This is a genomic window from Pseudomonas sp. S36 (assembly GCF_016647875.1).
Taxonomy (GTDB): domain Bacteria; phylum Pseudomonadota; class Gammaproteobacteria; order Pseudomonadales; family Pseudomonadaceae; genus Aquipseudomonas; species Aquipseudomonas parafulva.
Genome location: NZ_JACVVG010000019.1, coordinates 1 through 24,422, shown reverse-complemented (window position 1 = coordinate 24,422; position 24,422 = coordinate 1). Strand labels below are relative to the sequence as shown.

The following is a 24,422-nucleotide window of genomic DNA, read 5'->3' as shown; positions in this document are numbered from 1 at the left end:
ACCAGGGGTGAAGCCGGTAGGGGCAACTTCCGCTATCATTCGGGCATTTTTCAGGGGGTACACGCGGATGCTCAACGGCCTTTGGCTCGGCTTTTTCCTGGTGGCAGCAGTGTCTGCCATGGCCCAATGGCTGGTAGGTGGCAACGCTGGCATCTTCGCGGCGATGGTCGAGAGTATCTTCGCCATGGCCAAACTGTCGGTCGAGGTGATGGTGTTGCTGTTCGGCACCCTCACCCTGTGGCTGGGCTTTCTGAAAATTGCCGAGCAGGCCGGTATCGTCGAGTGGCTGGCCAAGGTGCTGGGCCCGCTGTTCGCCCGGCTGATGCCTGAGGTACCCCCGGGGCACCCGGCGCTGGGGTTGATCACCATGAACTTCGCCGCCAACGGCCTGGGCCTGGACAACGCTGCCACACCCATCGGCCTGAAGGCGATGCGGGCCCTGCAAGCGCTGAACCCCAGCAGCACTACCGCAAGCAATGCACAGATTCTGTTCCTGGTACTGAACGCCTCTTCGCTCACCCTGTTGCCCGTGACCATCTTCATGTACCGGGCCCAGCAAGGGGCACCTGACCCCACCATGGTGTTCCTACCCATTCTGCTGGCCACCAGCGTCTCGACCCTGGTGGGCCTGTTGTCCGTGGCGGTGATGCAGCGCCTGCGGTTGTGGGACCCGGTGGTGCTGGCCTATCTGATCCCCGGTGCCTTGCTGCTGGGCGGTTTCATGGCGTTTCTGGGCACCCTGTCGGCGGCTGCGCTGGCCAGCCTGTCTTCCATACTGGGCAACCTCACCCTGTTCGGGGTCATCATGCTGTTTCTGGTCATCGGTGCGCTGAAGCGGGTGAAGGTGTACGAAGCCTTCGTCGAGGGCGCCAAGGAAGGCTTCGACGTGGCCAGGAACCTGCTGCCTTATCTGGTGGCAATGCTGGTGGCGGTTGGCGTGCTGCGCGCCTCGGGCGCCCTGGAGATTGCCCTGGACGGTATCCGCCACCTGGTGACTTGGCTGGGCCTGGATACGCGATTCGTCGATGGCTTGCCCACCGCGCTGGTCAAACCGTTCTCGGGGAGCGCGGCGCGGGCCATGCTGATCGAGACCATGCAGGCGCAGGGCGTGGACAGTTTCCCGGCGCTGGTGGCCGCGACCATTCAGGGCAGTACCGAAACTACCTTCTACGTGCTGGCGGTGTACTTTGGCGCGGTGGGTATCCAGCGGGTCCGGCATGCGGTCGGTTGCGCGTTGCTGGCCGAGTTCTCCGGCGTGGTGGCGGCGATCTTCGTCTGCTATTGGTTCTTCGCCTGAAGCCAGGCCCCGGCCTGTGTGATGGTCCAACCCACCACTTGCCCGGTCAGCTGGTCGCTGGCCTGGCCGAAGCCGGCTACAACGGCTGGCAATTGCGTGTCAGCCAGCGGCTGGTGCACCTCGAACCGCTTGCTGGCAAGGATGCGCTGGGTGCGCCCTTGCACCAGGCGCGCGTCATAGCGAACCACCACTTCCACGGCCCCGCCCGGGCGGTATTCGGTCTGAAAGGCCAGCAATTCACCCACCAGCTCGAAGTCGCCCTGCAGATTGCTGTCGTCAGCGCTCAGGCGCTGCACGCGGCCGTCCCGCTGGAAGCCATCGAGCAGGCGGTTGCGTACCAGAATGGGCGCAGCATCAGCCCAACGTGCCCCTTTGTAGCTGCTGATTACATTCCCGTGGGGGACGACGGCAATTCGTGGCCCGGCGAGCGCCTCGCTGGCCAGGGGCTTGTTCAGGCGCAGTGACCACTCCACCGCTGGCACCGCCCGGCTTGGCTGGTCGACTGGCAGGCGGTAGAGGTCGACAGGCTCGCTTTGCGGCAGGATCGAGCAGGCGCTGGCCAGGCTCATCGCTACGGCCGCGCCCAGCAGGCGCATTGTGGCGCTCATGGCTGAAACTCCTTGTGGTTGTCGCGGCCCAGCAGATAGCCGCTGGGGTCGGCTTCCAGCTGCCGGGAAATACCCTTGAGCGCATTGAGCGTCTCACGCAGTTCACGAATGGCCGGCGTCAGCTGGTCGAGGCCTTGGGCGCCGTTGTCGAGCGCTTCGCGGTTGTCCTGCAGCAGGCGGTTGATGGTGGCCGTGCTCTGGGCCAGCGACTGCATGGCCTGCTCGGCGCTGCCGATGGCCTGGCGCCCTTCGCTGTTGAGCAGGCCATTGGCGTTACGCATCAGGGCCTGGGTTTCGGCCAGGGTGGCGCTGGCCTGTTTGCCCGCCTGTACCAGCTGCTCGATGGCCTGTGTGATGCTGCCGTGCTGCCCGGCCAGTGCGCCTGTGGTCTTGTCGAGGTTGGCCAGGGTGTTGCCAAAATGGCCGATGTTGTCCTCGGAGAACATCTGGTTGGCATTGTGCAGCAGCAGGTTGATGTTGGTGACCAGATCGCTGCCGTCGGTGAGCAGCCGTGCAATGGGCGACGGCGAGGCGATGATCACCGGCAGCTGGCCGTCCCTTCCCTTCAGCTCCGGGCTCTGGGGCGTGCCACCGCTCAGCTGGATGAACGAGTTGCCGGTTACCCCGGCCAGGGTCAGCTTGGCCTGGGTGTCTTCCTTCACGGGGGTGTCGGCACTCAGGCGTACGCGCGCCAGGACCCTGCGAGGGTCTTTCGGGTCCAGGCGCAGGCTGGACACATCGCCCACCTTGATGCCGTTGTACTGCACGGCGCTGCCCCGGGACAGCCCGGACACGGCTTCGTTGAACACGACCTCGTAGTCCTTGAAAGCATCGTCCACGCTGGATTTGGCCAGCCATAGGCCGAACAGCATGGCGCCGGCCACCACCAGGACGGTGACCAGGCCGATGAGAACGTGATGGGCTCGGGTTTCCATTGCTCAGTGCTCCTGCCCGGTACGGAGGGCAGCCTGCTCGGCTGCGCGCCCGCGGGGGCCATGAAAGTACGCTTGGATCCAGCTGTCGGGGTGTTGCGCAACCTCTGCCAGTGGGCCCGCCACCAGCACCTTCTTCTGTGACAACACCGCGATGCGGTCAGTAATGGTGTAGAGGGTGTCCAGGTCGTGGGTAATCAGAAACACCGAAAGGCCCAGCGCGTCACGCAGGGTCAGGATGAGTTGGTCGAAGGCGGCTGCACCGATCGGGTCCAGGCCTGCAGTGGGTTCGTCAAGAAACAGGATGTCAGGGTCCAGCGCCAGGGCACGGGCCAGCGCTGCCCGCTTGATCATCCCCCCAGACAGCGATGCCGGGTACTTGTCGGCGGCCGAGATCGGCAACCCGGCCAGGGCCAGCTTGACCCCGGCCAGGTGTTCGGCGTCGGTACGGGACAGGCCGGCGTGCTCGATCAGCGGCAATGCCACGTTCTCGGTCAAGGTCAGCGAAGAGAACAGCGCGCCTTTCTGGAACAGCACGCCAAAACGCCTTTCAACGGCCGAGCGCTGTTCTTCACCCAGGCTGGCGAGGCCCTGGCCAAACACCCTCACCTGCCCTGCGTCGGGGCGGCGCAGGCCCACGATACTGCGCAGCAGCACCGACTTGCCGCTGCCCGAGCCACCGACCACCCCCAGGATTTCACCCCGATAGAGGTCGAGATCAAGGTTTTCGTGCACCACCTGTTGCCCGAAACGGTTGCAGATACCCCGGGCCTGGATGACGGTGTTGTCTGTGCTCACCAGCCCATCTCCATGAAATACAGTGCTGCAACGGCATCCAGTACGATCACCACGAAAATAGACTGCACCACCGCTGAAGTGGTGTGCGCGCCTACCGATTCGGCACTGCCGCTGACCTTGAAGCCTTCCAGGCAGCCGATGGCAGCAATCAGGAACGCGAAGAACGGTGCTTTCACCAAACCTACGAGCAGGTGCTGCACGCCAATGTCGGTTTGCAGCAGCGACAGGAACATGGCCGGCGGAATATCCAGGGACAACGCGCACACCACGGCGCCACCGACCATGCCGCACAGCATGGCGACGAAGGTCAGCAGGGGTAATGAGATCAGCAGCGCCAGCACCCTGGGCAGCACCAGCAATTCGATGGGGTTGAGCCCCAGGGTGCGGATGGCGTCGATTTCCTCGTTGGCTTTCATCGAGCCGATTTGCGCTGTGAAGGCGCTGGCAGTGCGGCCGGCCATCAGGATGGCGGTAAGCAGCACGGCAAATTCGCGCAGGAATGAAAAAGCCACCAGGTCGACGGTGAAAATAGTGGCGCCGAAGTCTGCCAATACCGTGGCCCCGAGGAAGGCCACCACCGCCCCCACCAGAAACGTGAGCAGGGCCACGATGGGGGCCGCGTCCAGGCCAGTCTGCTCGATGTGCGCAACGACGGGTGTCCAGCGCCAGCGGTGGGGCTGCAGGGCCCGGCGCATCAGGGTTTGCAGGATTACACCGGCGAAGCCGAGCAATTGCAGGGTGTCCCGCCACAACGTGCCCACCGCACAGCCGATGCGTTCCAGCAGCATCAGCAGCGCATTGCGCTCAGGTTCCCTCACCGGGATGCAGTAGTTTTCGACCGAGGTATAGACGGTGTTCAGCAGTGCGCGGTTTGCCTCCGGCAACTGAGCCGTACAGCGGGTCAGGCGTTGTGCCCCCAGCAGCTCAGCCAGCAGCGAGGCGCCGGCAGTGTCCAGGCGGCCCAGCTGGCTAAGGTCGGCGACGGCATCGTCGCCGTACTGGGTGCGCAAGCTCTGGCTCTGGCGCCTGAGGTTGGCATAGTGCGCCAGCGTCCAGTCACCGGCGATGCGCAGGCAGACCGGGTGGCTGGATGTATCGAGGGTGGCGCTGGGGGGTGACAACGGCTCCATGCTACAGGCTCTGCGCTAGGGCTCAGGGGCTGATCATAGCGCATGTGGGCGCCGGATCACCCGCCATTGCCTTATCCCGCCTGCGCGTCGTCCACTACCTTGAAGCGCAACACCCCGATCACCTGACCATCCTCGGTCAGCACCCTCACCTGCCACCTGCCCACCGGGTTGGGCGGGAAGTTCTGCTTGTGCGTCCAGGCCCGATAGCCTTCCTTGCGCCCGCCATGAATGTCCAGGGCAATGCGGTCCACTTCCTGCCCGTCCTTTTGCCACACGTGATAAATGCGCTCGTTCAGGCCCCGGGGCGCGTTGATGGCGGTATAGGCGTACAACCCGCTGCTGCGGATACGGCTGGCGGCGATTTCATCCAGCGATTCGCCGGGCTGGCGGTTGATCACCTCGGTACTGACCGCAACCTCGGTCATCCACAGGGTGGCCGGGGGTACCCAGGAGCGCAGCAACCAGCCCCCGCCGCCCACCACCAGGGTCATGGCTACCAAGGCCAGGCCACGCCGCCAGCTGTTGATCGGGAAACTGCTGGCCAGGCTCGGGAACGAGAGCGCCATGGCAGCGATCAGCGCCAGCTTGAAGCTCTGCGCGGTGGTGAGGTGCATGATGATTGGCAGCGCGGTGAGCAGTGCCGCGAACAGGGTGAAGGTGTGCAGCGCCATGAACAGCCAGCGCCGGGGCGCGAGCCACCGGTAGTACAGCGGGTCGATGATGGAGATCAGCCCCGCTGCACCCAACAGGCCGGTGAACACCAGCTGGCCGCTGTTCCAGGTGGTGGTGATGAAGAAGAACGGGAGGACGAAGAACAGCGATTCCTGGTGGATCATCTGCGTGGCGTAGCGCAGCAACGGCTGGGGTATTTCACGCTTGAAGGTACGGGCGAACAGGCCGGTCAGGGTGTTTTCCAGCATCAGCCACACCCAGCTGACCAGCAACAGCACCGCTACCCAGCTGGCCAGGCCCGCCTGCCGATCGACCAGGATGAAGCTGCCGATACCCGACAGAAAACCGCCCAGGGCAATGACGCCTGGGTAGCGTTTGAGCAGTTCGATGATGCGCTGGACGATCTGGGGTATTGGGGGCATTGAGGGCTACGACGCAAGAGTGAAGTGGCTGCACCAGGCCCATGACACGCAAGCGATCGCGAGCCCGATACTGGCGAAAGAATACCGCCGATTCACCGCTGCCGTGTAGCACCACTGGGCTTGTGGGGCGCCTGTCGGCGCCAGCGCAGCAGGCCAGCCGCCAGTATCAGCCCGAGCACCAGAAACACCAGGCCGTACAGCTCGTCGTAGCCGAGCAGCGGTTTTTCGATGCGGATATAACCGTCGCCCTTGAGCAACTGCCTGAGGGCCTGGTTGGCTTGCTCGAGCGTGACATGGCGCAACTGGCGGGTGGGGCTGGCGAAGCGGCCATCGGTGTAGTCGTTCAGCGCCCCCCAGTAATAATCGGCCAGCGCGCTGTTGCCCTGGGTACTCCAGCTTTCCCTGGCGATGCTGGCCTGCTTGATGCGGGCGAAGGTGTCTGCGTCCAGGCCGTGCTTGCGCAGGCGCTCGAACAGCGACTGCATCACGTCAACGGCACGGCCGATGTCGTCACGCTCAAGGTCTGCATTGAGGCTGATCAGCCCGGTGTCGCCATAGCTTTCACGTTGTACTGAGGGGCCGTAGGACAGGCCGTTGCGCAAACGCAGTTGGTCGTACAACGCCCAGTCGAGGTAGCGCGACAGCAGGTCGAGGGTGGCTTGGTGATCGTTGTCCAGCACCGGTTCGATGAACAGCCAGTGGAGTTTGGCGCTATCACCCAGCCAGCCGTGCATCAGGTCGCGGCGCTGGTCTGCCTTGTGGCTGATGGTTTCCAGGTCGCGGCGTTCTTCGGGCTCGGTAGCCGGCAGTTCACCGAAGGTGCGCTCCAGGTAGGCAGGCAGCAGGCGATCAAGGCCACCTACCATGATCAACGTCATGTTGTTGGCTGCGTACCAGCGTTCGCGCAGCCCTTGCACCTGTTGCAGGGTCATGTCATCCAGGTTGGAACGCTCCGGGCACTTCAGGCCCAGTTCGGTGGCCAGTTGCTGGCTGGCAGGGTGGCCGATGTCCTGGCGGTCCAGCCAGCGCTGCAGATGACCGTAGTGGCCACCGTCTTCGCGCTCGATGATGCGTTTGGCGGTAGCCAGTGCCTTGGCATCGATGTGCGTGTCTTGCAGGATCGCCAACAACAGGTCCAGCACCTTGCGCTGGTTGCGCGCCGGGGCTTCGATCACGAAGGTAGTGTCGGCATTGCTGGTGTAGGCATTCCACTCACCACCCAGCGCCTGCAGGCGCCGCTCCAGGCCACCCTCGCCTGCTTCGTCGACACCGCTGAACAGCAGGTGCTCAAGCAGGTGCGGCAGTTCTTTCTGCTCGCAGCCGAAGTCGTCCAGGCCTACGCCCACCACCAGGCGGATCGACACATGATCCCGTTCGTAGCCGTCTTTCAGAATGACCTGCAGGCCGTTGGGCAACAGATAACCTTCTACACGCGAACGGTCCAGGGCAAACGAAGGCAGGCTGCAGATCAGCAGGCAGATGAACATCAGGCAACGCATGGGCGAGCTAGGGTCCTCGGGTCGGCACAATCATGGCAGAGGGGCTTCGTCCGGCAGGGTGTCGAGCATCAGCCCGCCCGTGTCCGAGCCGCCCAGTACCACATAGGCACTGCTACAGAACAAAGAGTTCAAACGCTTCATGTCCGCAATCAGTTCCAGGTGCAGTGAGCTGGTTTCGATACTTTGCACCACCTTGCGTTGCAGGCGGCTGACATGGGCGTGAGCCAGGCGACGTTCCTGGGCGCGAAAACGGCGCTTTTCCCGCAGCAGCAGGCGGGCGCTTTCCGGGTCTGCGCTGAGGAACACCGAGAGGCCCAGGCGCAGGTTGGCCAGCAGCTGTTCCTGCAGGCCGGTCAGCTCTTCCAGGCCTGTTTGCGAGAAGGCGCGGCGCTGGCTGGTCTTTTGCTGCTGCACCTTGCGCAACATGCGCTCGACCAGGTCGCAGGCCAGTTTCAGGTTGATCGCCAGCTCGATGATCTCGGCCCAGCGGCGGTTGTCATGCTCGCTGAGGTCTTCGCGGGCCATCTGCGCCAGGTACAGCTTGATGGCGCTGTACAGGGCTTCTGCATCTTCGCCCAACGCCCGCACCTGTTGCGGCAGGGCCGCCTGGGTACCGCGCAGTGCACCCAGCATGGCTTCGAGCAGGTTATCGACGATATCGCCCAGGCGCAGGGTTTCGCGTGCGGCATTGGCCAAGGCCAGGCTAGGGGTTTCCAGCGCCGAGGCGTCGAGGTGGCGTGGGCGTATCTGGCCATTGCTGGCTTCGCGTTCTGGCAACAAGCTGTTGCACAGCCGGCCCATGGGCTTGACGGTAGGCAGCATGATCAAGCAGCGCAGGGTGTTATAGAGCAGGTGGAAGCCGATGACCAGTTCCTGGGGCTGAAGCTCAGCGAGTCCATCCAGGCTACCAGCGGGTGCAGCACCGGGATAATCAGCACCAGGCCAATGAGTTTGTACAGCAGGCTGCCCAGTGCTACCCGGCGCCCGGCCGCGTTCTGCATGCTGGTGCTGATGAAGGCCAGCAGGCCGCTGCCGATGTTGGCCCCGACCACCAGGCCGATCGCCACCGGCAGGCTGATCACCTCGGCACCGGCCAGGGTGGCGGTGAGCAGCACCGCCGCCAGGCTGGAGTAGGAAACCATGGCAAACATGGCACCCACCAGGGCATCGAGCAGGATATCCCCGGTGAGCGAGGCGAACAGCACTTTCACCCCTTGGGCGTGGGTAATGGGCGCGGCGGCTTGTACGATCAGTTGCAGCGCAAGAATGATCAGGCCCAGGCCGATGCCCACCCGGCCAAGCTGGCCGGCGCGGGTCTGCTTGCGCGACAGGAAAAAGATCACGCCCAGGAAGATGAGCAGCGGCGACAGCCACGACAGGTCGAAGGTGAGCACCCGGGCCATCAGCGCCGTGCCCACGTCTGCCCCGAGCATGATCGCCAGTGCCGGGGTCATGGCCATCAGGCCTTGGCCCACGAACGAGGTCACCAGCATTGCAGTGGCGTTGCTGCTTTGCACCATGGCCGTCACCAGAATGCCGGCAATGAACGCCAGCGGGCGCTTGTCCATGTTCTGGCCGATGATGCGCCGCAAGTCGGAACCGAACACCCGAAGGATGCCGGTACGCACGATGTGCGTGCCCCACACCAGAAGTGTGACTGCCGAGAGCAGGTTGAGCAGGGTCAGCATGGCGGGAACCCCCTGTTGCACTGGCCAGTGGGCCAGAAGACGAAGCGCGGGCGCGTGGAAATTTCCGTTGCCCACTCAAAGCTTTAGTTGTTTTGTGCAGCGATCGCCAGCTTCGCATGGCAGTCATCATTTTGAAACATTTATGCCATGGGGCGGGCTGCCCAAAAAAGAAAAGGGCCTGGAAAGGCCCTTTAGCGTTTGCAGCTTCCTGGGTTTATTGACCCGGGATGTCCTTACGCAGTTTCACCGGGTCGTGATCCTTGCCGGCTTTGCGGGCAACGGCGGTGCGCATGCGGATGTTGATGGCTTCCACCGCCAGCGAGAACGCCATGGCGAAGTACACATAGCCCTTGGGTACATGCACGTCGAATGCCTCGGCGATCAGCACGGTGCCCACCACGATCAGGAACGACAGGGCGAGCATCTTCAACGAAGGGTGCTTGTCGATGAAGTCGCTGATGGCACCGGCGCAGGCCATCATCACCAGTACGGCGACCACGATGGCGGCGATCATGACCGGTACGTGCGAAACCATGCCCACTGCGGTGATCACCGAGTCCAGCGAGAAGACGATGTCGATGATCGCGATCTGGATGATGGTGTAGAAGAACTTGCCGCCCGAGCCCTTGGGTTCCTCGGCGTTTTCATCTTCGCCTTCCAGGCCGTGGTAGATCTCCTGGGAGCTTTTCCACAACAGGAACAGGCCACCGAAGAACAGGATCAGGTCACGCCCGGAAATGCCCTGGCCCAGCACCACGAACAGGTCGTTGGTGAGGCGCATCACCCAGGTGATCGACAGCAGCAGCATGATGCGGGTGACCATGGCCAGGGCCAGGCCGAAGATCCGCGTGCGCGGCTGCATGTGCTTGGGCATGCGGCTGACCAGGATCGAGATCATGATGATGTTGTCGATCCCCAGCACGATTTCAAGTGCGGTCAGGGTGAAAAAGGCAACCCAGATTTCCGGGCTGGTCAGCCATTCCATGTGTTTTCCTTCAAGCGGTAAAGGCCGCACGCAGGCGTGCGGCAAGGGAGAATGCGAGTGTATTAAAGACTACTGAACAGCGGAAAGATGCCCATCAAGAGCGCGGCAAACATTATGCACAGGCATACCAGCACCGCCCACTTGAGCGTAAAGCGCTGATGGTCGCCGAACTCGATGCCGGCCAGGGCCACCAGCAGGTAGGTGGAGGGTACCAGTGGGCTGAGCAGGTGCACGGGCTGGCCGACGATTGACGCCCGGGCCATTTCGACCGGGGTGATGCCGTAATGGCTGGCTGCTTCGGCCAGCACGGGCAGCACGCCGTAGTAGAACGCATCGTTGGACATGAAGAAGGTGAACGGCATGCTGACGATGGCTGTGATGACCGCAAGGTAGGGGCCCAGCGCTTCGGGGATGACCGCCAGCAGGCTCTTGGACATGGCATCGACCATGCCGGTGCCCGACAGGATGCCGGTGAAAATGCCGGCTGCGAAGATCAGCCCGGTCACGGCCAGTACGCTGCCGGCGTGGGCGGCGATGCGGTCCTTCTGTTGCTGCAGGCACGGGTAGTTGACGATCATGGCGATGCTGAAGGCGATCATGAACAGCACGGGCAACGGCAGTACACCGGCAATCAGTGCCACCATCAGGGCGGCGGTCAGGGCGCCGTTGAAGTACAGCAGCTTGGGGCGCCGGGCCTCCGGGTACTGCGACACGCTGATTTCGCTGTGGTCGATATCGTCAGTGGGCAGGTGCAGCTCGCCCAGGCGAGCCCGCTCGCGTTTGCCGTACAGGTAGGCGATACCCAGGATGGCCACCACACCGAACAACATGGCGGGGATCATCGGGACGAAGATGTCCGAAGGGTCGACGTGAAGCGCACTGGCTGCACGCGCAGTCGGCCCGCCCCATGGGGTCATGTTCATTACGCCGCCGGCCAGGATGGTCAGGCCGGCCATGATCCGCGGGCTCATGCCCAGGCGGCTGTACATGGGCAGCATGGCCGCGCAGCAGATCATGTAGGTGGTAGCGCCGTCACCGTCCAGCGAAACCACCAGGGCCAGCACGGCGGTACCCACCGACACTTTCAGCGGGTCGCCCTTGACCAGTTTGAGGATCTTGCGCACGGCCGGGTCGAACAGGCCGGAGTCGATCATCAGGGCGAAATACAAAATGGCGAACATCAGCATCACGCCGGTGGGCGCCAGTTTACTGATGCCTTCCAGCATCATGGGGCCGATCTTGCTGGCAAAACCGCCGAACATGGCGAACAGGATGGGTACCAGGATCAGTGCGATCAAGGCCGAGAGGCGCTTGGTCATGATCAGGTACATGAAGGTGATGACCATGGCAAAGCCAAGGAAAGTCAGCATGGCAGTACTCCAGGCGAGGCGCGAAAGTTAAGGCGATTCGGGCGGGTCAGCGCGTAGGGCGCTGTGCATGGAGCTGCAGGATGTGGGCTACGACGAGTCGGGCACGGAAAGGCATCGGGGTCACCATTGTTGTTGTTGGATTGCGCCGGGCGCGGTATTCCGTGCCCTGGCTGACCGGTCTGTGCCGGCAATGGGGGCTATCCTAGGTGGGCAAGCTTTCAGCCAGCTTTCGCTGCAACAAAGTCGACAGGAGGTTATGCATGGGTGATATGACGGAAGGGGGCTGCCATTGCGGCGCCCTGCGCTACCGGCTGGAGGGCGATTTGTCAGATGTCGCCCACTGCCATTGCTCCATTTGCCGACGGGTCAGTGGCGGGCTGGTGGTGACCTGGGTCACGCTGCCCCGCTCGGGCTTCAGCTGGTTGCAGGGGGTACCGAGCTGCTATGTGGCACCGGCCAGTTGCAGCCGCTATTTTTGCGGGCGCTGCGGTGCTCATCTGGCGCTGGTGACTTCGCACAGCCCTGACACGATGGATGTAACGGTCGCGACGCTGGACCAGCCGGAGCGGGTGCGGGCCAATCGGCATATCTGGGTGGGTAGCCGGGTGCCTTGGTTGCATCTGGACGAGCATTTGCCTGCGGAGTTTGGCGAAAAGTTATAGGGTTGTGTGGCCAGCACAATCACAACTGCAGGCCACCCGCTGCCTTGTGCAGCGCCCGCAGGTGCTCGCCGATCTGTTTAACGTTGGCTTCCACTGCAGCAATCTGCTTGGCCCTCGACGGCTCCAGTAGCGCCCTCACCTCCTGGTCAAGGCTGGTGCTCAGCCGCAGCAGCTGCGCCTGGCGTTCGCGGCTGACTGTTTCCAGGTGCTTGCGCTCCTCAGGTTGAGGCAGCCCGTAGCCGGTTGAATCCAGCAGTTCGGCCGGCCGGCTCAGGAAACCACTGTTGGCGAGCATCTGCTTGAGGGTGGCGTCAGCCTTGTCGATGCTACCGTCCTTGAGCGCCGCGGCATTGAGGTAGCGTTGCTTGACTTCATCCTGGGCCAGCAGCAATTGCCGCCGCAGGCCAGCCTGTTCCAGCAGCAGCAACGCGGCGCTGGTGCGCAGGTCAGCCTTGGCGAACCAGCTGCGGCGTTGCTCGGCATCCAGCGCCAGCCAGTCTTCCACTGCTTGCTGCTCGACCGGCAACTGCTTCTTCAGCACCTCGAACATGGCCTGGTAGCGGTCCCGGTAAGAATCGAAGCGGTAACCCAGCCGCAGCGCCTCGCGGGGGTTGTCGAGCACATGGGTATCTGCCAGGCCGCGGCCGCTGAGCACGGCCAGCAGGCCGTTCGGCATGATGCTGTCGAGGTCGCTGAGCTTGGGGTTGGCAGTGCCGCTGCGTAACAGCTTCAACGACTCCACCGCACAGTTGTTCGACAGGAACCAGTAATTGCCGTCGTAGCTCCAGTGCATTTCCGCCGCCTGGCGCACCAGGTTTTCGATCTCTTCCCGGTTGAGCTTCAGCGGTACGGAAGCCAGGCTGCGAAGTTCGGTCTTGGTATACTCGTCGATCACCTGGCCCAGGGGCAATACGAACAGCCGTGACGGATACACCCCCACCAGGCCATCCCAGCTGGACAACTGCACGTCATTGACGAATGCGCGGTACGAGAGCACCAGGCTCTGGTCCAGGTCCAGCCGGCAGTCCGGGCCCCGTGGGCGGCCTGGCTTGCAGATGACCAGGCGCAACATGCTGTGCCCCCAGCGGCTGACCAGGTTCTGATTGGCTTCGGCCAGCAGGAAGTCCACTTCGTACACACGCTCGGGGTCCACTTCACCCAGTGGCTGGCGGGCGAAGTCGCTGCCGGCGTTGATGAACGGCAGGGTTTTGGCGCAGGTGTCCTGAGGGGGCGCCCAGCCGAAATGCTCGCGCAGGTACTGGTTGAGCGCCGGGCGGCGGCAGCCATAGCTCGGGTCGAGAAGGAAGTACTCCATGTTGACCGCGATGTATTCCTTCGGGGTGCTCAGTTCGTAACTGTCGGGGCTGCGCACGAACTGGCCGTTGTGCTGCTCACGCTCGCCGCGCCGGCCTACGTATTGCTGCCAGCCGGCCAGGTCGAGCAGGCGCGGGTCGTCGCTGAGGGTGAAGCGGCGCTCGGCCTGGCCACGGCACTGGCCGGGCAAGCCCACTTTGCCCAGCGTGCCTTGCTGGCGCTTGCAGCGCGCGATCAGCGACTGCTCCTGGCTGGGCCACAGCCGGGCGCGGTCGTAGATATGAGTGAGTTCATGCAGCACGGTGGCCAGCAGCTCTGCGCGCACGGTGCCATGAGGGCGCTGCGTAGGCTCAGTTGCCGCGCTGCCGTCGGCAAGGCTGGGTAGCAGGCGCCGGTTGAGTTCGAGGGTGGACACCGGGGAAGCCTGGCCGTAGGCATTGGCCGGCATGTGGTCGCTCCAGCCGACCTGGACAGTGCGGTCAAGCCGCTGCTTGAACAGAGGTGGCAGTTTGGCCATGGCCTCGTCGAGCAGCCTCTGGCTGGCCTCTACCTGTTGCGCGTCGAGGCCGGCCACCTGCAGCTGGAGCTGCAGGTCTGCCAGTGCGGGCGTGCCGGTCAGCGTCAGGGCGCAGCCGAGCAACCAGGCACGCACGGTGTTCACAGCGCGAGAATGGCTTCGGCCAGCACCTGGTCGCTGGCGTCACGTGCCTGCGGCACGCGTTCGCGCAATGTGTCGAAGGCGGCTTCAAGCTGGGCCCCGTGAATGTCGCCGTTGCTGGCGACAAAGCTGGCGGCGTCGTCATGGGCTTCACGCACCACTTTCGAGTCGCGGATGGAGGTGGTGGTATCGGACGTGAAGTCAATCGAGCGGCCAAAGGCACGCACGATGATGTTGCTGGTGGCCACCAGGGTCTGTGCCTGAGCCAGGTCGGCCAGCAACAGCATGCCGAGGGTCGCGGCAATCAGCGGTTTGCGCATGGAGCATCTCCGAAAATACAGGGAGTGAGGGGTAGTTATTGGACGAGGATAGCCTGCGCCAGTTCCAGGTCACTGGCGCCACGGCACGTACAATCGCGCCTTAATGATGCCAACGCTGCTTCCAGCCATGCCCCCCGCAGCTGCCCTCCACTGGCCACGAAGGCTGCAGCGTCATCGCGCGCCTCTAGCACCAGTTTGCGGTCGAACGGCGCGCTGGTGACCTGGCTGGTGACATAGCCGGAAATCACCAACCCCTGGGTGGTGGTATCCATGGCGTGGGCTGCCGCGATACTGGCGAGCCACAACAACGGCAGCAACAAATAGCGCATGGTTGAACGAGGCAGCCGGGGCTTGCTCAGAGCGCGAGGATAGCCTGGGCCAGTTGTGCGTCACTGGCTTGCAGGGCTGGCATTTGTGAGCGGATGTGCAGCAACGCGCTTTCCAGCTTGGCGCCACGGATATCACCCTGGCTGGCGACGAAGCTGGCGGCGTCGTCACGCGCCGCTTGCACCACTTTGTCGTCGCGCAGCGACGAGGTGGCGTCGGAGGTGGCATCGGTGGAGGCCGCTACCGCGCCGACCACACTGTCGGTGGTCACGATGAAGCTGCTGGCCTGTGCAGTGCCGGCCAGGCTCAGCATCAAGGCAGCGCCAATCAGATAGTTACGGGGCATGTAGGGAAACTCCTGGCTTGGGTCGTAATGCTACTGGGACGTTAAGGTGGCGGTTTTGGACACCCATAAAGGTGGGTTCTACCAGACTGTTGGCCGAAGCGTATCACGCGTAGGTGTATCAGAATGTTAAACACGGCCGTTGGCAACAACTGTACCTGTCTTATGCAATGCAATGGAAATTGTACTGGTACGAGACTGGCGTCGCTATTCACACCAACAAAAAACCCGCCGCAGTTGCCTGCGGCGGGTTCAGGAAATTCGTGGTGTCAGCCTGGCTGGCAACCCAGCGCTTAGCGCCAGAAAGGCTTGCTGAGCTCTTCGTAACGCTGCGACTCACTGATACCGGCATCCGCCAGCAGGCGGGCGTCCAGGCGAGCCAGTTGACGACGGCTGGCCATGCGGCGCTGCCACAACAGCAGGGTGGAGGCGACACGCAGAGGCAGAGAGGCGTGGGATTGCTGAGCTTCGCTTTCAAAAACCAGACCGGAACTGAGGGTACGTTCCATGATGATCATCCTTCCGCTTATGGCGGCATTAGATAGTGATTTAACTGATGCCAATGATCCTCCCCTCTTGTCCATAACAGTAGATACAGTTCCTTCAAAAGATGATGGGCCAGTTAACTGTGTAACGGTACTGTTGCACCCGAAAGCAGCCTAACTGTACTGGTCTGCCTCATGTTGGTGCATCTTGGCGGTTTTTTCGTATGGTCAGGCTGAGAGACGAAGGCTTAACCAGTACAGTAGTACAGTTTATTTTGGTAATGCCTGGCAGTTTGTAGCAGGCAAAGAAAAAGGGCCGCATCGCGGCCCTCGATTATGTTGCACACGCAGGCGGGTTGCCGGTCAGCTGGCCAACATGCGCCCCGTCTCTTCCAGGTTTTCATGCCAGCTGAGCGCCTCGCGCAGGATATGCGGGGTATGCCCACCTCGCTCGCAGGCCCTGTCAAAGTAGTCGGTCAGCGCGGCCCGATAGTCTGGGTGCACACAGTTATCGATGATCACCCGCGCCCGCTCCCGCGGCGCCAGGCCTCGCAAGTCGGCCAGGCCTTGTTCAGTGACCAGGATGTCGACATCGTGCTCGGTGTGGTCCACGTGGCTGACCATGGGTACGACGCTGGAGATGGCTCCCCCTTTGGCAATCGATTTGGTCACGAATACCGACAAATGCGCATTTCGCGCGAAATCGCCCGAGCCACCAATGCCGTTCATCATGCGCGTACCGCACACGTGGGTGGAGTTGACGTTACCGTAGATGTCGAACTCCAGCGCGGTGTTGATCCCGATGATGCCCAGGCGGCGCACCACTTCCGGGTGGTTGGAGATTTCCTGCGGGCGCAGTACCAGCTTGTCCTTGTATTGCTCCAGGTTGCCGAACACGTCAGCGTTGCGGCGCGAGGACAAGGTGATCGAACTGCCAGAGGCGAAACGCAGCTTGCCCGCATCGATCAGGTCGAAGGTGGAGTCCTGCAGCACTTCGGAATACATGGTCAGTTCTTCGAATGGCGACTCGATCAGGCCGCACATCACTGCGTTGGCGATGCTGCCGATGCCTGCCTGCAACGGGCCCAGCCGGTTGGTCAGGCGCCCCGCCGCCACTTCTTTCTTGAAGAAGTTGATCAGGTGGTCGGCGATGCCCTGGGTTTCGCCATCGGGCGGCAACACGGTGGAAGGCGAGTCCGGCTGGTCGCTGATGACGATACCAACGATCTTGGCCGGGTCGATTGGGATAGCGGTGCTCCCAATACGGTCGTCCACCTTCACCAGTGGGATCGGTGTACGGGTGGGGCGGTAGGTTGGGATATAGATATCGTGCAAACCCTCGAGGTTGGGGTTGTGCGACAGGTTGATCTCGATGATCACCTGCTTGGCGAAAATCGCGAAGCTGGCCGAGTTGCCCACCGACGTGGTGGGTACGATGTGGCCTTGTTCAGTGATCGCCACCGCCTCGATGACCGCGATGTCGGGCAGCTTGAGCTGCTGGTTGCGCAGTTGCTCCACCGTTTCGGACAGGTGCTGGTCAATGAACATCACCTTGCCGTCGTTGATGGCCTTGCGCAGTGTGCTGTCCACCTGGAACGGCATACGGCGCGCGAGCACGCCGGCCTCGGTCAACTGCTTGTCAAGGTCGTTGCCCAGGCTGGCGCCGGTCATCAGGCTGATTTTCAGCGGGGTCAGCTTGGCGCGCTCGGCCAGTGCGTGGGGAACGGCCTTGGCTTCACCGGCACGGGTGAAGCCGCTCATGCCGACGGTCATGCCGTCCTCGATCAGGCCAGCGGCATCAGCCGCACTCATTACCTTGCTGTGCAGGGAGGACAAGCGGATACGATCACGGTACATGGATTGTTATCTCGGGCTACTAAGCTACTGCAGCGCAGTCTAGTGTTTTCGCCCGTTGCCGTCCCGCGACCATGGTCGTATGACCCTGCAGGGTTGGCTGCCGTTGATCCGGATCAAAAAAGCAGAGCCCCGGTGGATCAGGCCGGGGCTCTGCTTATATAGGCCGATGCAGCAGCAGTGGTTACTCCACAGCCTTGACCATGTCCTCGATGACCTTCTTGGCGTCACCAAACACCATCATGGTCTTGTCCAGGTAGAACAGTTCGTTATCCAGCCCCGCATAGCCGCTGGCCATGGAGCGCTTGTTGACGATGATGGTCTTGGCCTTGAAGGCTTCGAGGATGGGCATGCCGGCGATCGGTGACTTGGGGTCGTTCTTGGCCGCCGGGTTGACCACGTCGTTGGCGCCCAGCACCAGCACCACGTCGGCCTGGCCGAACTCGGCGTTGATGTCTTCCATTTCGAACACCTGGTCGTAGGGCACTTCTGCCTCGGCCAGCAGCACGTTCATGTGCCCGGGCATACGCCCTGCTACCGGGTGAATCGCATACTTCACCGTCACCCCGTTGTGGGTCAGCTTCTCGGTCAGCTCCTTTAATGCATGCTGGGCGCGGGCCACTGCCAGGCCGTAACCTGGCACGATGATTACGCTGTCGGCGTTGCTGAGCAGGAAGGTGGCGTCATCGGCAGAACCCGACTTCACCGGGCGCTGCTCCTTCGAGCCTTGTGCCGCACCCGCGTCAGTATCCCCACCAAAGCCGCCGAGGATCACATTGAAGAACGAGCGGTTCATGGCTTTGCACATGATGTACGACAGAATCGCACCCGACGAACCGACCAGTGAGCCGGCAATGATCAGCATCGAGTTGTTCAGCGAGAAGCCGATACCGGCAGCCGCCCAGCCCGAGTAGCTGTTGAGCATTGATACCACCACCGGCATGTCTGCCCCGCCGATCGGAATGATGATCAGCACGCCCATCACGAACGCCAGGGCCAGCATGAGGGTGAAGGCGCTGTAGTGGCCGGTGAACGTGAACAGCAGGCCCAGGGCGATGGTGGTCAGGCCCAGGATCAGGTTCAGCTTGTGCTGCCCGGCAAATTGCACCGGCGCACCCTGGAACAGGCGGAACTTGTATTTGCCCGACAGTTTGCCAAACGCGATCACCGAACCGGAGAAGGTAATGGCACCAATGGCTGCGCCGAGGAACAGTTCCAGTCGGTTGCCCGTGGGGATCGGGTCGCTGATGGCAGCGACGATGCCCATGGACTGGGGTTCGAGTACCGCTGCAATGGCGATGAACACTGCCGCAAGGCCGATCATGCTGTGCATGAAGGCGACCAGCTCCGGCATCTTGGTCATCTCGACGCGCTTGGCCATGATCGAACCGGCCGTACCACCGACCAGCAGGCCGACAAGCACGTAGCCGATGCCGGCAGTAGCGAGCTCGGCACCCAGCTTATAGATGAGGCCAACCGTGGTGAGGATGGCGATACCCATGCCGATCATGCCGAACAGGTTGCCGCGCCGTGACGTGGTGGGGTGCGACAGGCCTTTGAGTGCCTGGATGAAGCACACCGAGGCAACCAGGTACAGAAGCGTTACCAGATTCATGCTCATGCTGACTTCTGCCCCTCGTTCTTGGTTTTTTTCTTGAACATCTCAAGCATGCGCCGGGTGACCAGAAAGCCACCGAAGACGTTGACTGCTGCAAGGGCAACGGCCAGGGTGCCCATCACCTTGCCGGCGGGGGTTACGGTCAGTGCCGCAGCCAGCATCGCGCCGACGATGACGATGGCAGAAATGGCGTTGGTAACCGCCATCAGTGGGGTGTGCAGCGCCGGGGTAACGTTCCACACCACGTGGTAGCCCACGTAGATGGCCAGCACGAAAATGATGAGGTTGTAGATGCCATGGGAAATCAGCATGTCTTCCATTGTCGTGCTCCTCAGCCGTTCTTGCGGACGATCTGCCCGTCGCGGCACATGAGGCAGGCCGCGACGATGTCGTCTTCCAGGTTGATGGTCAGGGCGCCGTCCTTGTCGAACAGCAGCTTCATGAAGTCCAGCAGGTTGCGGGCATACAGTGCCGAGGCGTCGGCGGCTACCTGCGCGGGGAGGTTGGTCGGCCCGACGATGGTTACGCCGTGCGCCTGCACCACCTGATCGGCGACGGTCAGTGGGCAGTTGCCGCCCTGCGCGGCTGCCAGGTCGATCACCACCGAGCCAGGTTTCATTTGAGCAACGGTCTCGGCACTGAGCAAGGTAGGCGCCTTGCGGCCCGGAATGAGCGCCGTGGTAATCACGATATCTGCCTGCTTGGCGCGCTCGTGCACAGCCTGTGCCTGGCGTTGCATCCAGCTGGCCGGCATTGGGCGTGCGTAGCCGCCTACCCCTTCGGCGCACTCGCGCTCTTCGTCGGTCTCATAGGGCACGTCGATGAATTTGCCACCCAGCGATTCAATCTGCTCCTTTACCGCGGGGCGCACGTCGGAGGCTTCGATCACCGCACCCAGCCGCTTGGCTGTGGCAATGGCCTGCAAGCCGGCAACACCAGCGCCCAGAATCAGCACGCGCGCGGCCTTGACGGTGCCGGCTGCGGTCATGAGCATCGGCATGAAGCGCGGGTAGTGCTGCGCTGCCAACAGCACGGCCTTGTAGCCTGCGATGTTGGCCTGGGACGACAGCACGTCCAGGCTTTGAGCGCGTGAGGTACGTGGCGCCGCTTCAAGGGCGAAGGCAGTGACGCCGTGCTCGGCCATTCTGGCGATCAGCTCGCTGTTGAACGGGTTGAGCATGCCCACCAGCAAGGTGCCAGGCTTCACCAGCGCAAGCTCCTGGTCGTTGGGCGCGACCACCTTGAGCACCAGTTGCGCGCCGTAGGCATCAGCTGCACTGCCCAGGGCCGCACCCACCGCTTCGAAGGCACTGTCGGGAATGCTGGCATTGAGCCCTGCCCCCCGCTGCACCGTGACCTGATGGCCTTGGCCAATGAGTTTTTTGATGGTTTCCGGGGTCGCAGCGACCCTGGCCTCACCGGCCTGCGTTTCGAGAGGAACACCTATGTGCACGACATTTCTCCTGCGGTGACCTTTTGTCTTTGTAAATGCCAGCACACTTCGGGTGGTGTGCTGGGGCGGCTATCGAGCCCCAACCCGCCGAATCCTGGGCGGGCGAAGCATTTTGCAGACGAACCTCAGGCCCTACAAGCCATTCTGGAGCGGAACCATCATAAAACTACAAGTCACCCTGTGACTGCATGTCGCAGTGCGTCTCACGCAGCCCTGCAAATTCGGGCATTCGGCAGATTAGGCGAAAAAACAGCATAAATTCTGCCTAATTCGTGTTTGGAAAGATGAATGTCGCAAAATGACGCTTCAAACGTGCTGTGAAGGGGCTGGTGACCATTTTGGTGCAGCTCATGAAAATTAATCAAGTGCGACATATATTTATATCTGTAGGCTTTTTATAAAGCTGACTACGGGGTCAGTTAGCGCTGGCTGCCTTTATATACGCGTGTGACTGCTCGGTGAGCCAGTCACGGAAGGCAACCAGGGATGCCGACTGAACCTTGCGCTCCGGAATCATCAGATAGTAGGCCTTGTGGCTGCTCAGAACATGCCTGTTAGCGACCACCAACCTACCCTCCTCCAACTCTCGCTGGATCAGAAACGGAGGGATCAGGGCGATGCCCATCTGGTGGATGGCCGCCTGCGAGAGCATTGAAAACAGTTCGTAGCGAGGCCCGGTCATGTCCCCCTCCACGCTTAGCCCTGCGCTGGCGAACCATTGGCGCCAGGCATACGGGCGTGTGCTCTGCTGCAGCAGGGGCAGTTCGGCAATACGCTTTACCTCCAGGGCCGGCAACCCGTGCAGCAGCGCAGGGCTGCACACGGGTACCGGGTTCTCTCCCATCAGCCTGTGGGCCTGGGTACCCGACCAGTCGGCGTCGCCGAAATACACGGCAGCGTCGAAGGGCGTATCGGCGAACAGGAACGGCCGGGTGCGGTTGGTGAGGTTGACGGTGACGTCGGGGTGGCGTTGCTGGAAATCCTTCAGCCGGGGCAATAGCCATTGCGTGCCGAAGGTGGGCACTACCGCCAGCTCGATGACGTTGGCGCCCTGCTGGCGCATTACCGACAGCGTGTCGCGCTCTACCGCGTCCAGCTGGGCTGCAACCTGCCGGCTATAAGAAAGCCCTGCTTCAGTCAGCTTTACGCCTCGGCGTGATCGCCTGAACAGTTCCACATTAAGGAACACTTCCAGCCCGCCTACCTGGCGACAGACTGCGCCCTGGGTCAGGGAAAGCTCCTGGGCTGCCTTGGTGAAGCTTTCGTGGCGGGCCGATGCCTCGAAGCAGATCAGGGCTGTGGTACTGGGTATTTTGCGCCGCATGCTTATCCCTCACTTGTTGGGCGTTGAAGCTGGGCTTCATCAGGTCTACGAAGTGAGAAAATATCACTGATTGGTGCGTAATCGTCGTTTGTGGTGCGCGGCGTTGCGGCCTAGGATCAATGCATACCGCACTGTTGCCGCATTCGAGGATTTCGCTCATGGCCCCCAAGGCAAGCTTCAACTGGATCGACCCGCTGCTGCTGGACCAGCAGCTCACTGAAGAAGAGCGCATGGTGCGTGACAGCGCTTATCAGTTTGCCCAGGACAAGCTCGCGCCGCGGGTGCTCGAGGCCTTCCGCCACGAGAAGACTGACCCGGCGATCTTCCGCGAGATGGGTGAGGTTGGCCTGCTGGGGGCGACCATCCCCGAGCAGTACGGCGGCAGTGGCCTGAATTATGTGTGCTACGGCCTTATCGCCCGTGAGGTGGAGCGCATCGACTCCGGCTACCGCTCGATGATGAGCGTGCAGTCCTCGCTGGTCATGGTGCCGATCAATGAGTTTGGTACCGAGGGGCAGAAGCAGAAGTACCTGCCGAAGCTGGCCAGTGGCGAGTGGATTGGCTGCTTCGGCCTCACCGAACCCAATCACGGTTCCGACCCAGGTTCGATGATCACCCGTGCCCGTAAGGTAGAAGGCGGTTATCGCCTTACCGGCAGCAAGATGTGGATTACCAACAGCCCTATCGCTGATGTGTTCGTGGTATGGGCCAAGGACGATGCGGGTGACATCCGTGGCTTTGTGCTCGAGAAGGGTTGGGAGGGCCTGAGCGCGCCAGCGATCCATGGCAAAGTGGGGCTGCGTGCGTCGATCACTGGCGAAATCGTCATGGATAACGTGTTCGTCCCCGAGGACAACATCTTCCCGGACGTGCGCGGCCTCAAGGGGCCCTTCACGTGCCTGAACTCAGCCCGGTACGGCATCTCCTGGGGTGCGCTGGGTGCTGCGGAGGCCTGCTGGCACACGGCACGTCAGTACACCCTCGACCGTCAGCAGTTCGGCCGCCCGCTCGCCGCCAACCAGCTTATCCAGAAGAAGCTGGCCGACATGCAGACCGAAATCACGCTGGCCCTGCAGGGCTGCCTGCGCTTGGGGCGCATGAAGGATGAGGGCACGGCGGCGGTGGAGATTACTTCCATCATGAAGCGTAATTCGTGTGGCAAGGCATTGGACATCGCCCGTATGGCGCGGGACATGCTGGGAGGTAACGGCATTTCCGATGAGTTTGGTGTAGCGCGTCATCTGGTGAACCTGGAAGTGGTCAACACCTATGAGGGTACCCACGACGTGCATGCGCTGATTCTGGGGCGTGCCCAGACGGGTATCCAGGCCTTCTATTGATCTGCTTATAAGGAGCCGGCCCATGGGCGCGCTATCACATCTGCGGGTGCTGGACCTTTCACGCGTGCTGGCCGGGCCTTGGTCCGGGCAGATCCTCGCCGACCTGGGGGCCGACGTGATCAAGGTGGAGCGCCCCGGGTCTGGGGACGATACCCGCGCCTGGGGGCCGCCTTTCCTCAAGAACGTTGAGGGCGAGAATACCAGTGAGGCGGCCTACTACCTGTCGGCCAACCGTAACAAGCGTTCGGTAACCATCGACTTCACCCAGCCAGAGGGCCAGCGCCTGGTGCGTGAGCTGGCGGCTACCTGCGATATTGTCATCGAGAACTTCAAGGTGGGCGGCCTGGCGGCCTATGGGCTGGACTATGAGGGCCTGAAGGCGGTCAACCCCAAGCTTATCTATTGCTCGATTACCGGGTTTGGCCAGACAGGCCCTTATGCCAAGCGCGCTGGTTATGACTTCATGATTCAGGGCCTGGGTGGCCTCATGAGCCTCACGGGTCGCCCGGAGGGGGAAGCCGGTGAAGGGCCGGTGAAGGTGGGCGTAGCGCTTACCGATATCCTTACCGGGCTGTATTCGACCGTTGCCATGCTTGCCGCCTTGTCGCACCGAGAGCAGACAGGTATCGGCCAGCACATAGATATGGCACTGCTGGACGTGCAGGTAGCCTGCTTGGCGAACCAGGCCATGAACTACCTGGCCACGGGTAACCCACCGCGGCGTTTGGGCAATGCGCACCCTAATATAGTGCCGTACCAGGATTTCCCCACTGCAGATGGTGACTTCATCCTGACGGTGGGTAACGACAGCCAGTTCCGCAAGTTCGCTGAGGTGGCCGGGCAGCCGGAGTGGGCGGACGATGCGCGGTTCGCCACCAACAAGCTTCGCGTGGCCAACAGGGCGCAACTGATCCCGTTGATCAGGCAGGCCACCGTGTTCAAGACCACGGCGCAGTGGGTGAGCCAGCTGGAGGCTGCGGGTGTGCCGTGCGGGCCTATCAACGACCTGGCCCAGGTGTTCCAGGACCCGCAGGTACTGGCTCGAGGCCTGGCCGTCAGCATGCCGCACCCACTGGGTGGCAGCGTACCGCAAGTGGCAAGCCCCATACGGTTGTCGCAAACCCCGGTTGAGTATCGGCGTGCGCCGCCGTTGCTGGGTGAGCATACCGAAGCGGTCTTGGCTGAAGTGCTGGAACTGGACGCGGCTCAATTGAAGCGGCTGAGAGATACAGGGGTCATATGAAGGCTGGTACATGCCCCATTTCAACTTATTGAAATAAACGGTTGACGCCCTCTCGAATCCCCTTATAATGCGCCCCACTT

23 protein-coding genes and 1 pseudogene are annotated in these 24,422 nt (G+C 62.3%); 5 read left to right on the top strand and 19 right to left on the bottom strand.

Annotated features, from left to right (window positions below; genetic code table 11):
* Window positions 1-67: 67 nt before the first annotated feature.
* Complete coding sequence (locus tag IAE36_RS12780) at window positions 68-1,297, top strand: nucleoside recognition domain-containing protein (RefSeq protein ID WP_060482620.1); 1,230 nt, start codon at window positions 68-70, stop codon at window positions 1,295-1,297.
* Here the strand turns inward: IAE36_RS12780 and IAE36_RS12775 are convergent.
* The 9 genes and pseudogenes from IAE36_RS12775 to IAE36_RS12735 form a co-directional block, all read right to left on the bottom strand.
* Window positions 1,279-1,905, bottom strand: coding sequence for an ABC-type transport auxiliary lipoprotein family protein (locus tag IAE36_RS12775; RefSeq protein WP_201212738.1), 627 nt, complete (start codon window positions 1,903-1,905; stop codon window positions 1,279-1,281). The two genes, IAE36_RS12780 and IAE36_RS12775, sit on opposite strands and share 19 nt — an antisense overlap.
* On the bottom strand, window positions 1,902-2,840 hold the full coding sequence (locus IAE36_RS12770) for an MlaD family protein (protein WP_060482622.1): 939 nt from the start codon (window positions 2,838-2,840) through the stop codon (window positions 1,902-1,904). The genes IAE36_RS12775 and IAE36_RS12770 overlap by 4 nt, the downstream gene beginning before the upstream one ends.
* A gap of 3 nt (window positions 2,841-2,843) precedes the next feature.
* Complete coding sequence (locus IAE36_RS12765; protein WP_201212736.1) at window positions 2,844-3,635, bottom strand: ABC transporter ATP-binding protein; 792 nt, start codon at window positions 3,633-3,635, stop codon at window positions 2,844-2,846.
* Window positions 3,632-4,765 carry an ABC transporter permease gene (locus IAE36_RS12760; RefSeq protein WP_201212734.1) on the bottom strand — a complete coding sequence of 378 codons (1,134 nt, stop codon included), beginning with the start codon at window positions 4,763-4,765 and terminating at the stop codon, window positions 3,632-3,634. The genes IAE36_RS12765 and IAE36_RS12760 overlap by 4 nt, the downstream gene beginning before the upstream one ends.
* Window positions 4,766-4,836: 71 nt before the next feature.
* Window positions 4,837-5,859 (bottom strand): DUF5924 family protein, encoded by a 1,023-nt coding sequence (locus tag IAE36_RS12755; protein ID WP_201212732.1) that lies wholly within the window; start codon window positions 5,857-5,859, stop codon window positions 4,837-4,839.
* 92 nt (window positions 5,860-5,951) lie between these two features.
* Window positions 5,952-7,358, bottom strand: a complete 1,407-nt coding sequence (locus IAE36_RS12750) for a M16 family metallopeptidase (RefSeq protein WP_201212730.1) — start codon at window positions 7,356-7,358, stop codon at window positions 5,952-5,954.
* 30 nt (window positions 7,359-7,388) lie between these two features.
* Window positions 7,389-9,046: pseudogene (locus tag IAE36_RS12745) on the bottom strand (Na/Pi cotransporter family protein).
* Window positions 9,047-9,260: 214 nt separating this feature from the next.
* Window positions 9,261-10,031, bottom strand: coding sequence for a TerC family protein (locus IAE36_RS12740; protein ID WP_028633099.1), 771 nt, complete (start codon window positions 10,029-10,031; stop codon window positions 9,261-9,263).
* Between the two features lie 62 nt (window positions 10,032-10,093).
* Window positions 10,094-11,401 (bottom strand): CitMHS family transporter, encoded by a 1,308-nt coding sequence (locus IAE36_RS12735; RefSeq protein WP_028633098.1) that lies wholly within the window; start codon window positions 11,399-11,401, stop codon window positions 10,094-10,096.
* Between the two features lie 260 nt (window positions 11,402-11,661).
* Here IAE36_RS12735 and IAE36_RS12730 point away from each other — a divergent pair, with 260 nt between their 5' ends.
* Window positions 11,662-12,063 (top strand): GFA family protein, encoded by a 402-nt coding sequence (locus IAE36_RS12730; protein WP_201212728.1) that lies wholly within the window; start codon window positions 11,662-11,664, stop codon window positions 12,061-12,063.
* A gap of 19 nt (window positions 12,064-12,082) precedes the next feature.
* Here the strand turns inward: IAE36_RS12730 and IAE36_RS12725 are convergent, their stop codons facing one another.
* The 5 genes from IAE36_RS12725 to IAE36_RS12705 form a co-directional block, all read right to left on the bottom strand.
* Complete coding sequence (locus IAE36_RS12725) at window positions 12,083-14,038, bottom strand: DUF7844 domain-containing protein (RefSeq protein ID WP_201212725.1); 1,956 nt, start codon at window positions 14,036-14,038, stop codon at window positions 12,083-12,085.
* Window positions 14,035-14,355 carry a DUF2388 domain-containing protein gene (locus IAE36_RS12720; protein ID WP_201212723.1) on the bottom strand — a complete coding sequence of 107 codons (321 nt, stop codon included), beginning with the start codon at window positions 14,353-14,355 and terminating at the stop codon, window positions 14,035-14,037. Before IAE36_RS12720 ends, IAE36_RS12725 begins: the two co-directional genes overlap by 4 nt.
* Window positions 14,356-14,390: 35 nt before the next feature.
* Complete coding sequence (locus tag IAE36_RS12715) at window positions 14,391-14,684, bottom strand: DUF2388 domain-containing protein (RefSeq protein ID WP_028633094.1); 294 nt, start codon at window positions 14,682-14,684, stop codon at window positions 14,391-14,393.
* A gap of 26 nt (window positions 14,685-14,710) precedes the next feature.
* Window positions 14,711-15,028: a DUF2388 domain-containing protein gene (locus IAE36_RS12710; RefSeq protein WP_028633093.1), complete on the bottom strand. Its 318-nt coding sequence runs from the start codon at window positions 15,026-15,028 to the stop codon at window positions 14,711-14,713.
* 290 nt (window positions 15,029-15,318) lie between these two features.
* Window positions 15,319-15,534 carry a DUF1127 domain-containing protein gene (locus IAE36_RS12705; RefSeq protein WP_028633092.1) on the bottom strand — a complete coding sequence of 72 codons (216 nt, stop codon included), beginning with the start codon at window positions 15,532-15,534 and terminating at the stop codon, window positions 15,319-15,321.
* Between IAE36_RS12705 and IAE36_RS12700 the strand changes: the two genes are divergently transcribed.
* Window positions 15,533-15,688 carry a hypothetical protein gene (locus tag IAE36_RS12700; protein WP_156333207.1) on the top strand — a complete coding sequence of 52 codons (156 nt, stop codon included), beginning with the start codon at window positions 15,533-15,535 and terminating at the stop codon, window positions 15,686-15,688. The genes IAE36_RS12705 and IAE36_RS12700 overlap by 2 nt on opposite strands.
* 185 nt (window positions 15,689-15,873) lie before the next feature.
* Here the strand turns inward: IAE36_RS12700 and IAE36_RS12695 are convergent, their stop codons facing one another.
* The 5 genes from IAE36_RS12695 to IAE36_RS12675 all read right to left on the bottom strand — a co-directional run bounded on the left by IAE36_RS12695 (window position 15,874) and on the right by IAE36_RS12675 (window position 21,759).
* Window positions 15,874-17,367 carry an acetyl-CoA hydrolase/transferase family protein gene (locus IAE36_RS12695; RefSeq protein WP_201212721.1) on the bottom strand — a complete coding sequence of 498 codons (1,494 nt, stop codon included), beginning with the start codon at window positions 17,365-17,367 and terminating at the stop codon, window positions 15,874-15,876.
* A 181-nt stretch (window positions 17,368-17,548) separates the two neighbouring features.
* Complete coding sequence (locus IAE36_RS12690; protein WP_028633090.1) at window positions 17,549-18,985, bottom strand: NAD(P)(+) transhydrogenase (Re/Si-specific) subunit beta; 1,437 nt, start codon at window positions 18,983-18,985, stop codon at window positions 17,549-17,551.
* A complete protein-coding gene (locus IAE36_RS12685) occupies window positions 18,982-19,302 on the bottom strand; it encodes an NAD(P) transhydrogenase subunit alpha (RefSeq protein WP_028633089.1) in 321 nt (106 codons plus the stop codon). Before IAE36_RS12685 ends, IAE36_RS12690 begins: the two co-directional genes overlap by 4 nt.
* 11 nt (window positions 19,303-19,313) lie before the next feature.
* Window positions 19,314-20,435, bottom strand: coding sequence for a Re/Si-specific NAD(P)(+) transhydrogenase subunit alpha (locus IAE36_RS12680; RefSeq protein ID WP_201212719.1), 1,122 nt, complete (start codon window positions 20,433-20,435; stop codon window positions 19,314-19,316).
* 415 nt (window positions 20,436-20,850) lie between these two features.
* Window positions 20,851-21,759, bottom strand: a complete 909-nt coding sequence (locus tag IAE36_RS12675; RefSeq protein ID WP_201212717.1) for a LysR substrate-binding domain-containing protein — start codon at window positions 21,757-21,759, stop codon at window positions 20,851-20,853.
* A 158-nt stretch (window positions 21,760-21,917) separates the two neighbouring features.
* Here IAE36_RS12675 and IAE36_RS12670 point away from each other — a divergent pair, with 158 nt between their 5' ends.
* Window positions 21,918-23,099 carry an acyl-CoA dehydrogenase gene (locus IAE36_RS12670; RefSeq protein WP_201163384.1) on the top strand — a complete coding sequence of 394 codons (1,182 nt, stop codon included), beginning with the start codon at window positions 21,918-21,920 and terminating at the stop codon, window positions 23,097-23,099.
* 22 nt (window positions 23,100-23,121) lie between these two features.
* A complete protein-coding gene (locus tag IAE36_RS12665; protein ID WP_201212715.1) occupies window positions 23,122-24,342 on the top strand; it encodes a CaiB/BaiF CoA transferase family protein in 1,221 nt (406 codons plus the stop codon).
* Window positions 24,343-24,422 lie beyond the last annotated feature (80 nt).

Coding starts and splice junctions, on each gene's coding strand:
- IAE36_RS12750 (WP_201212730.1), bottom strand. CDS start 7,358: ATGCGTTGCCTGATGTTCATCTGCCTGCTGATCTGCAGCCTGCCTTCG.
- IAE36_RS12730 (WP_201212728.1), top strand. CDS start 11,662: ATGGGTGATATGACGGAAGGGGGCTGCCATTGCGGCGCCCTGCGCTAC.
- IAE36_RS12715 (WP_028633094.1), bottom strand. CDS start 14,684: ATGCGCTATTTGTTGCTGCCGTTGTTGTGGCTCGCCAGTATCGCGGCA.
- IAE36_RS12770 (WP_060482622.1), bottom strand. CDS start 2,840: ATGGAAACCCGAGCCCATCACGTTCTCATCGGCCTGGTCACCGTCCTG.
- IAE36_RS12665 (WP_201212715.1), top strand. CDS start 23,122: ATGGGCGCGCTATCACATCTGCGGGTGCTGGACCTTTCACGCGTGCTG.
- IAE36_RS12755 (WP_201212732.1), bottom strand. CDS start 5,859: ATGCCCCCAATACCCCAGATCGTCCAGCGCATCATCGAACTGCTCAAA.
- IAE36_RS12700 (WP_156333207.1), top strand. CDS start 15,533: ATGATGATCATCCTTCCGCTTATGGCGGCATTAGATAGTGATTTAACT.
- IAE36_RS12705 (WP_028633092.1), bottom strand. CDS start 15,534: ATGGAACGTACCCTCAGTTCCGGTCTGGTTTTTGAAAGCGAAGCTCAG.
- IAE36_RS12775 (WP_201212738.1), bottom strand. CDS start 1,905: ATGAGCGCCACAATGCGCCTGCTGGGCGCGGCCGTAGCGATGAGCCTG.
- IAE36_RS12710 (WP_028633093.1), bottom strand. CDS start 15,028: ATGCCCCGTAACTATCTGATTGGCGCTGCCTTGATGCTGAGCCTGGCC.
- IAE36_RS12675 (WP_201212717.1), bottom strand. CDS start 21,759: ATGCGGCGCAAAATACCCAGTACCACAGCCCTGATCTGCTTCGAGGCA.
- IAE36_RS12670 (WP_201163384.1), top strand. CDS start 21,918: ATGGCCCCCAAGGCAAGCTTCAACTGGATCGACCCGCTGCTGCTGGAC.
- IAE36_RS12720 (WP_201212723.1), bottom strand. CDS start 14,355: ATGCGCAAACCGCTGATTGCCGCGACCCTCGGCATGCTGTTGCTGGCC.
- IAE36_RS12690 (WP_028633090.1), bottom strand. CDS start 18,985: ATGAGCATGAATCTGGTAACGCTTCTGTACCTGGTTGCCTCGGTGTGC.
- IAE36_RS12695 (WP_201212721.1), bottom strand. CDS start 17,367: ATGTACCGTGATCGTATCCGCTTGTCCTCCCTGCACAGCAAGGTAATG.
- IAE36_RS12740 (WP_028633099.1), bottom strand. CDS start 10,031: ATGGAATGGCTGACCAGCCCGGAAATCTGGGTTGCCTTTTTCACCCTG.
- IAE36_RS12760 (WP_201212734.1), bottom strand. CDS start 4,765: ATGGAGCCGTTGTCACCCCCCAGCGCCACCCTCGATACATCCAGCCAC.
- IAE36_RS12735 (WP_028633098.1), bottom strand. CDS start 11,401: ATGCTGACTTTCCTTGGCTTTGCCATGGTCATCACCTTCATGTACCTG.
- IAE36_RS12780 (WP_060482620.1), top strand. CDS start 68: ATGCTCAACGGCCTTTGGCTCGGCTTTTTCCTGGTGGCAGCAGTGTCT.
- IAE36_RS12685 (WP_028633089.1), bottom strand. CDS start 19,302: ATGGAAGACATGCTGATTTCCCATGGCATCTACAACCTCATCATTTTC.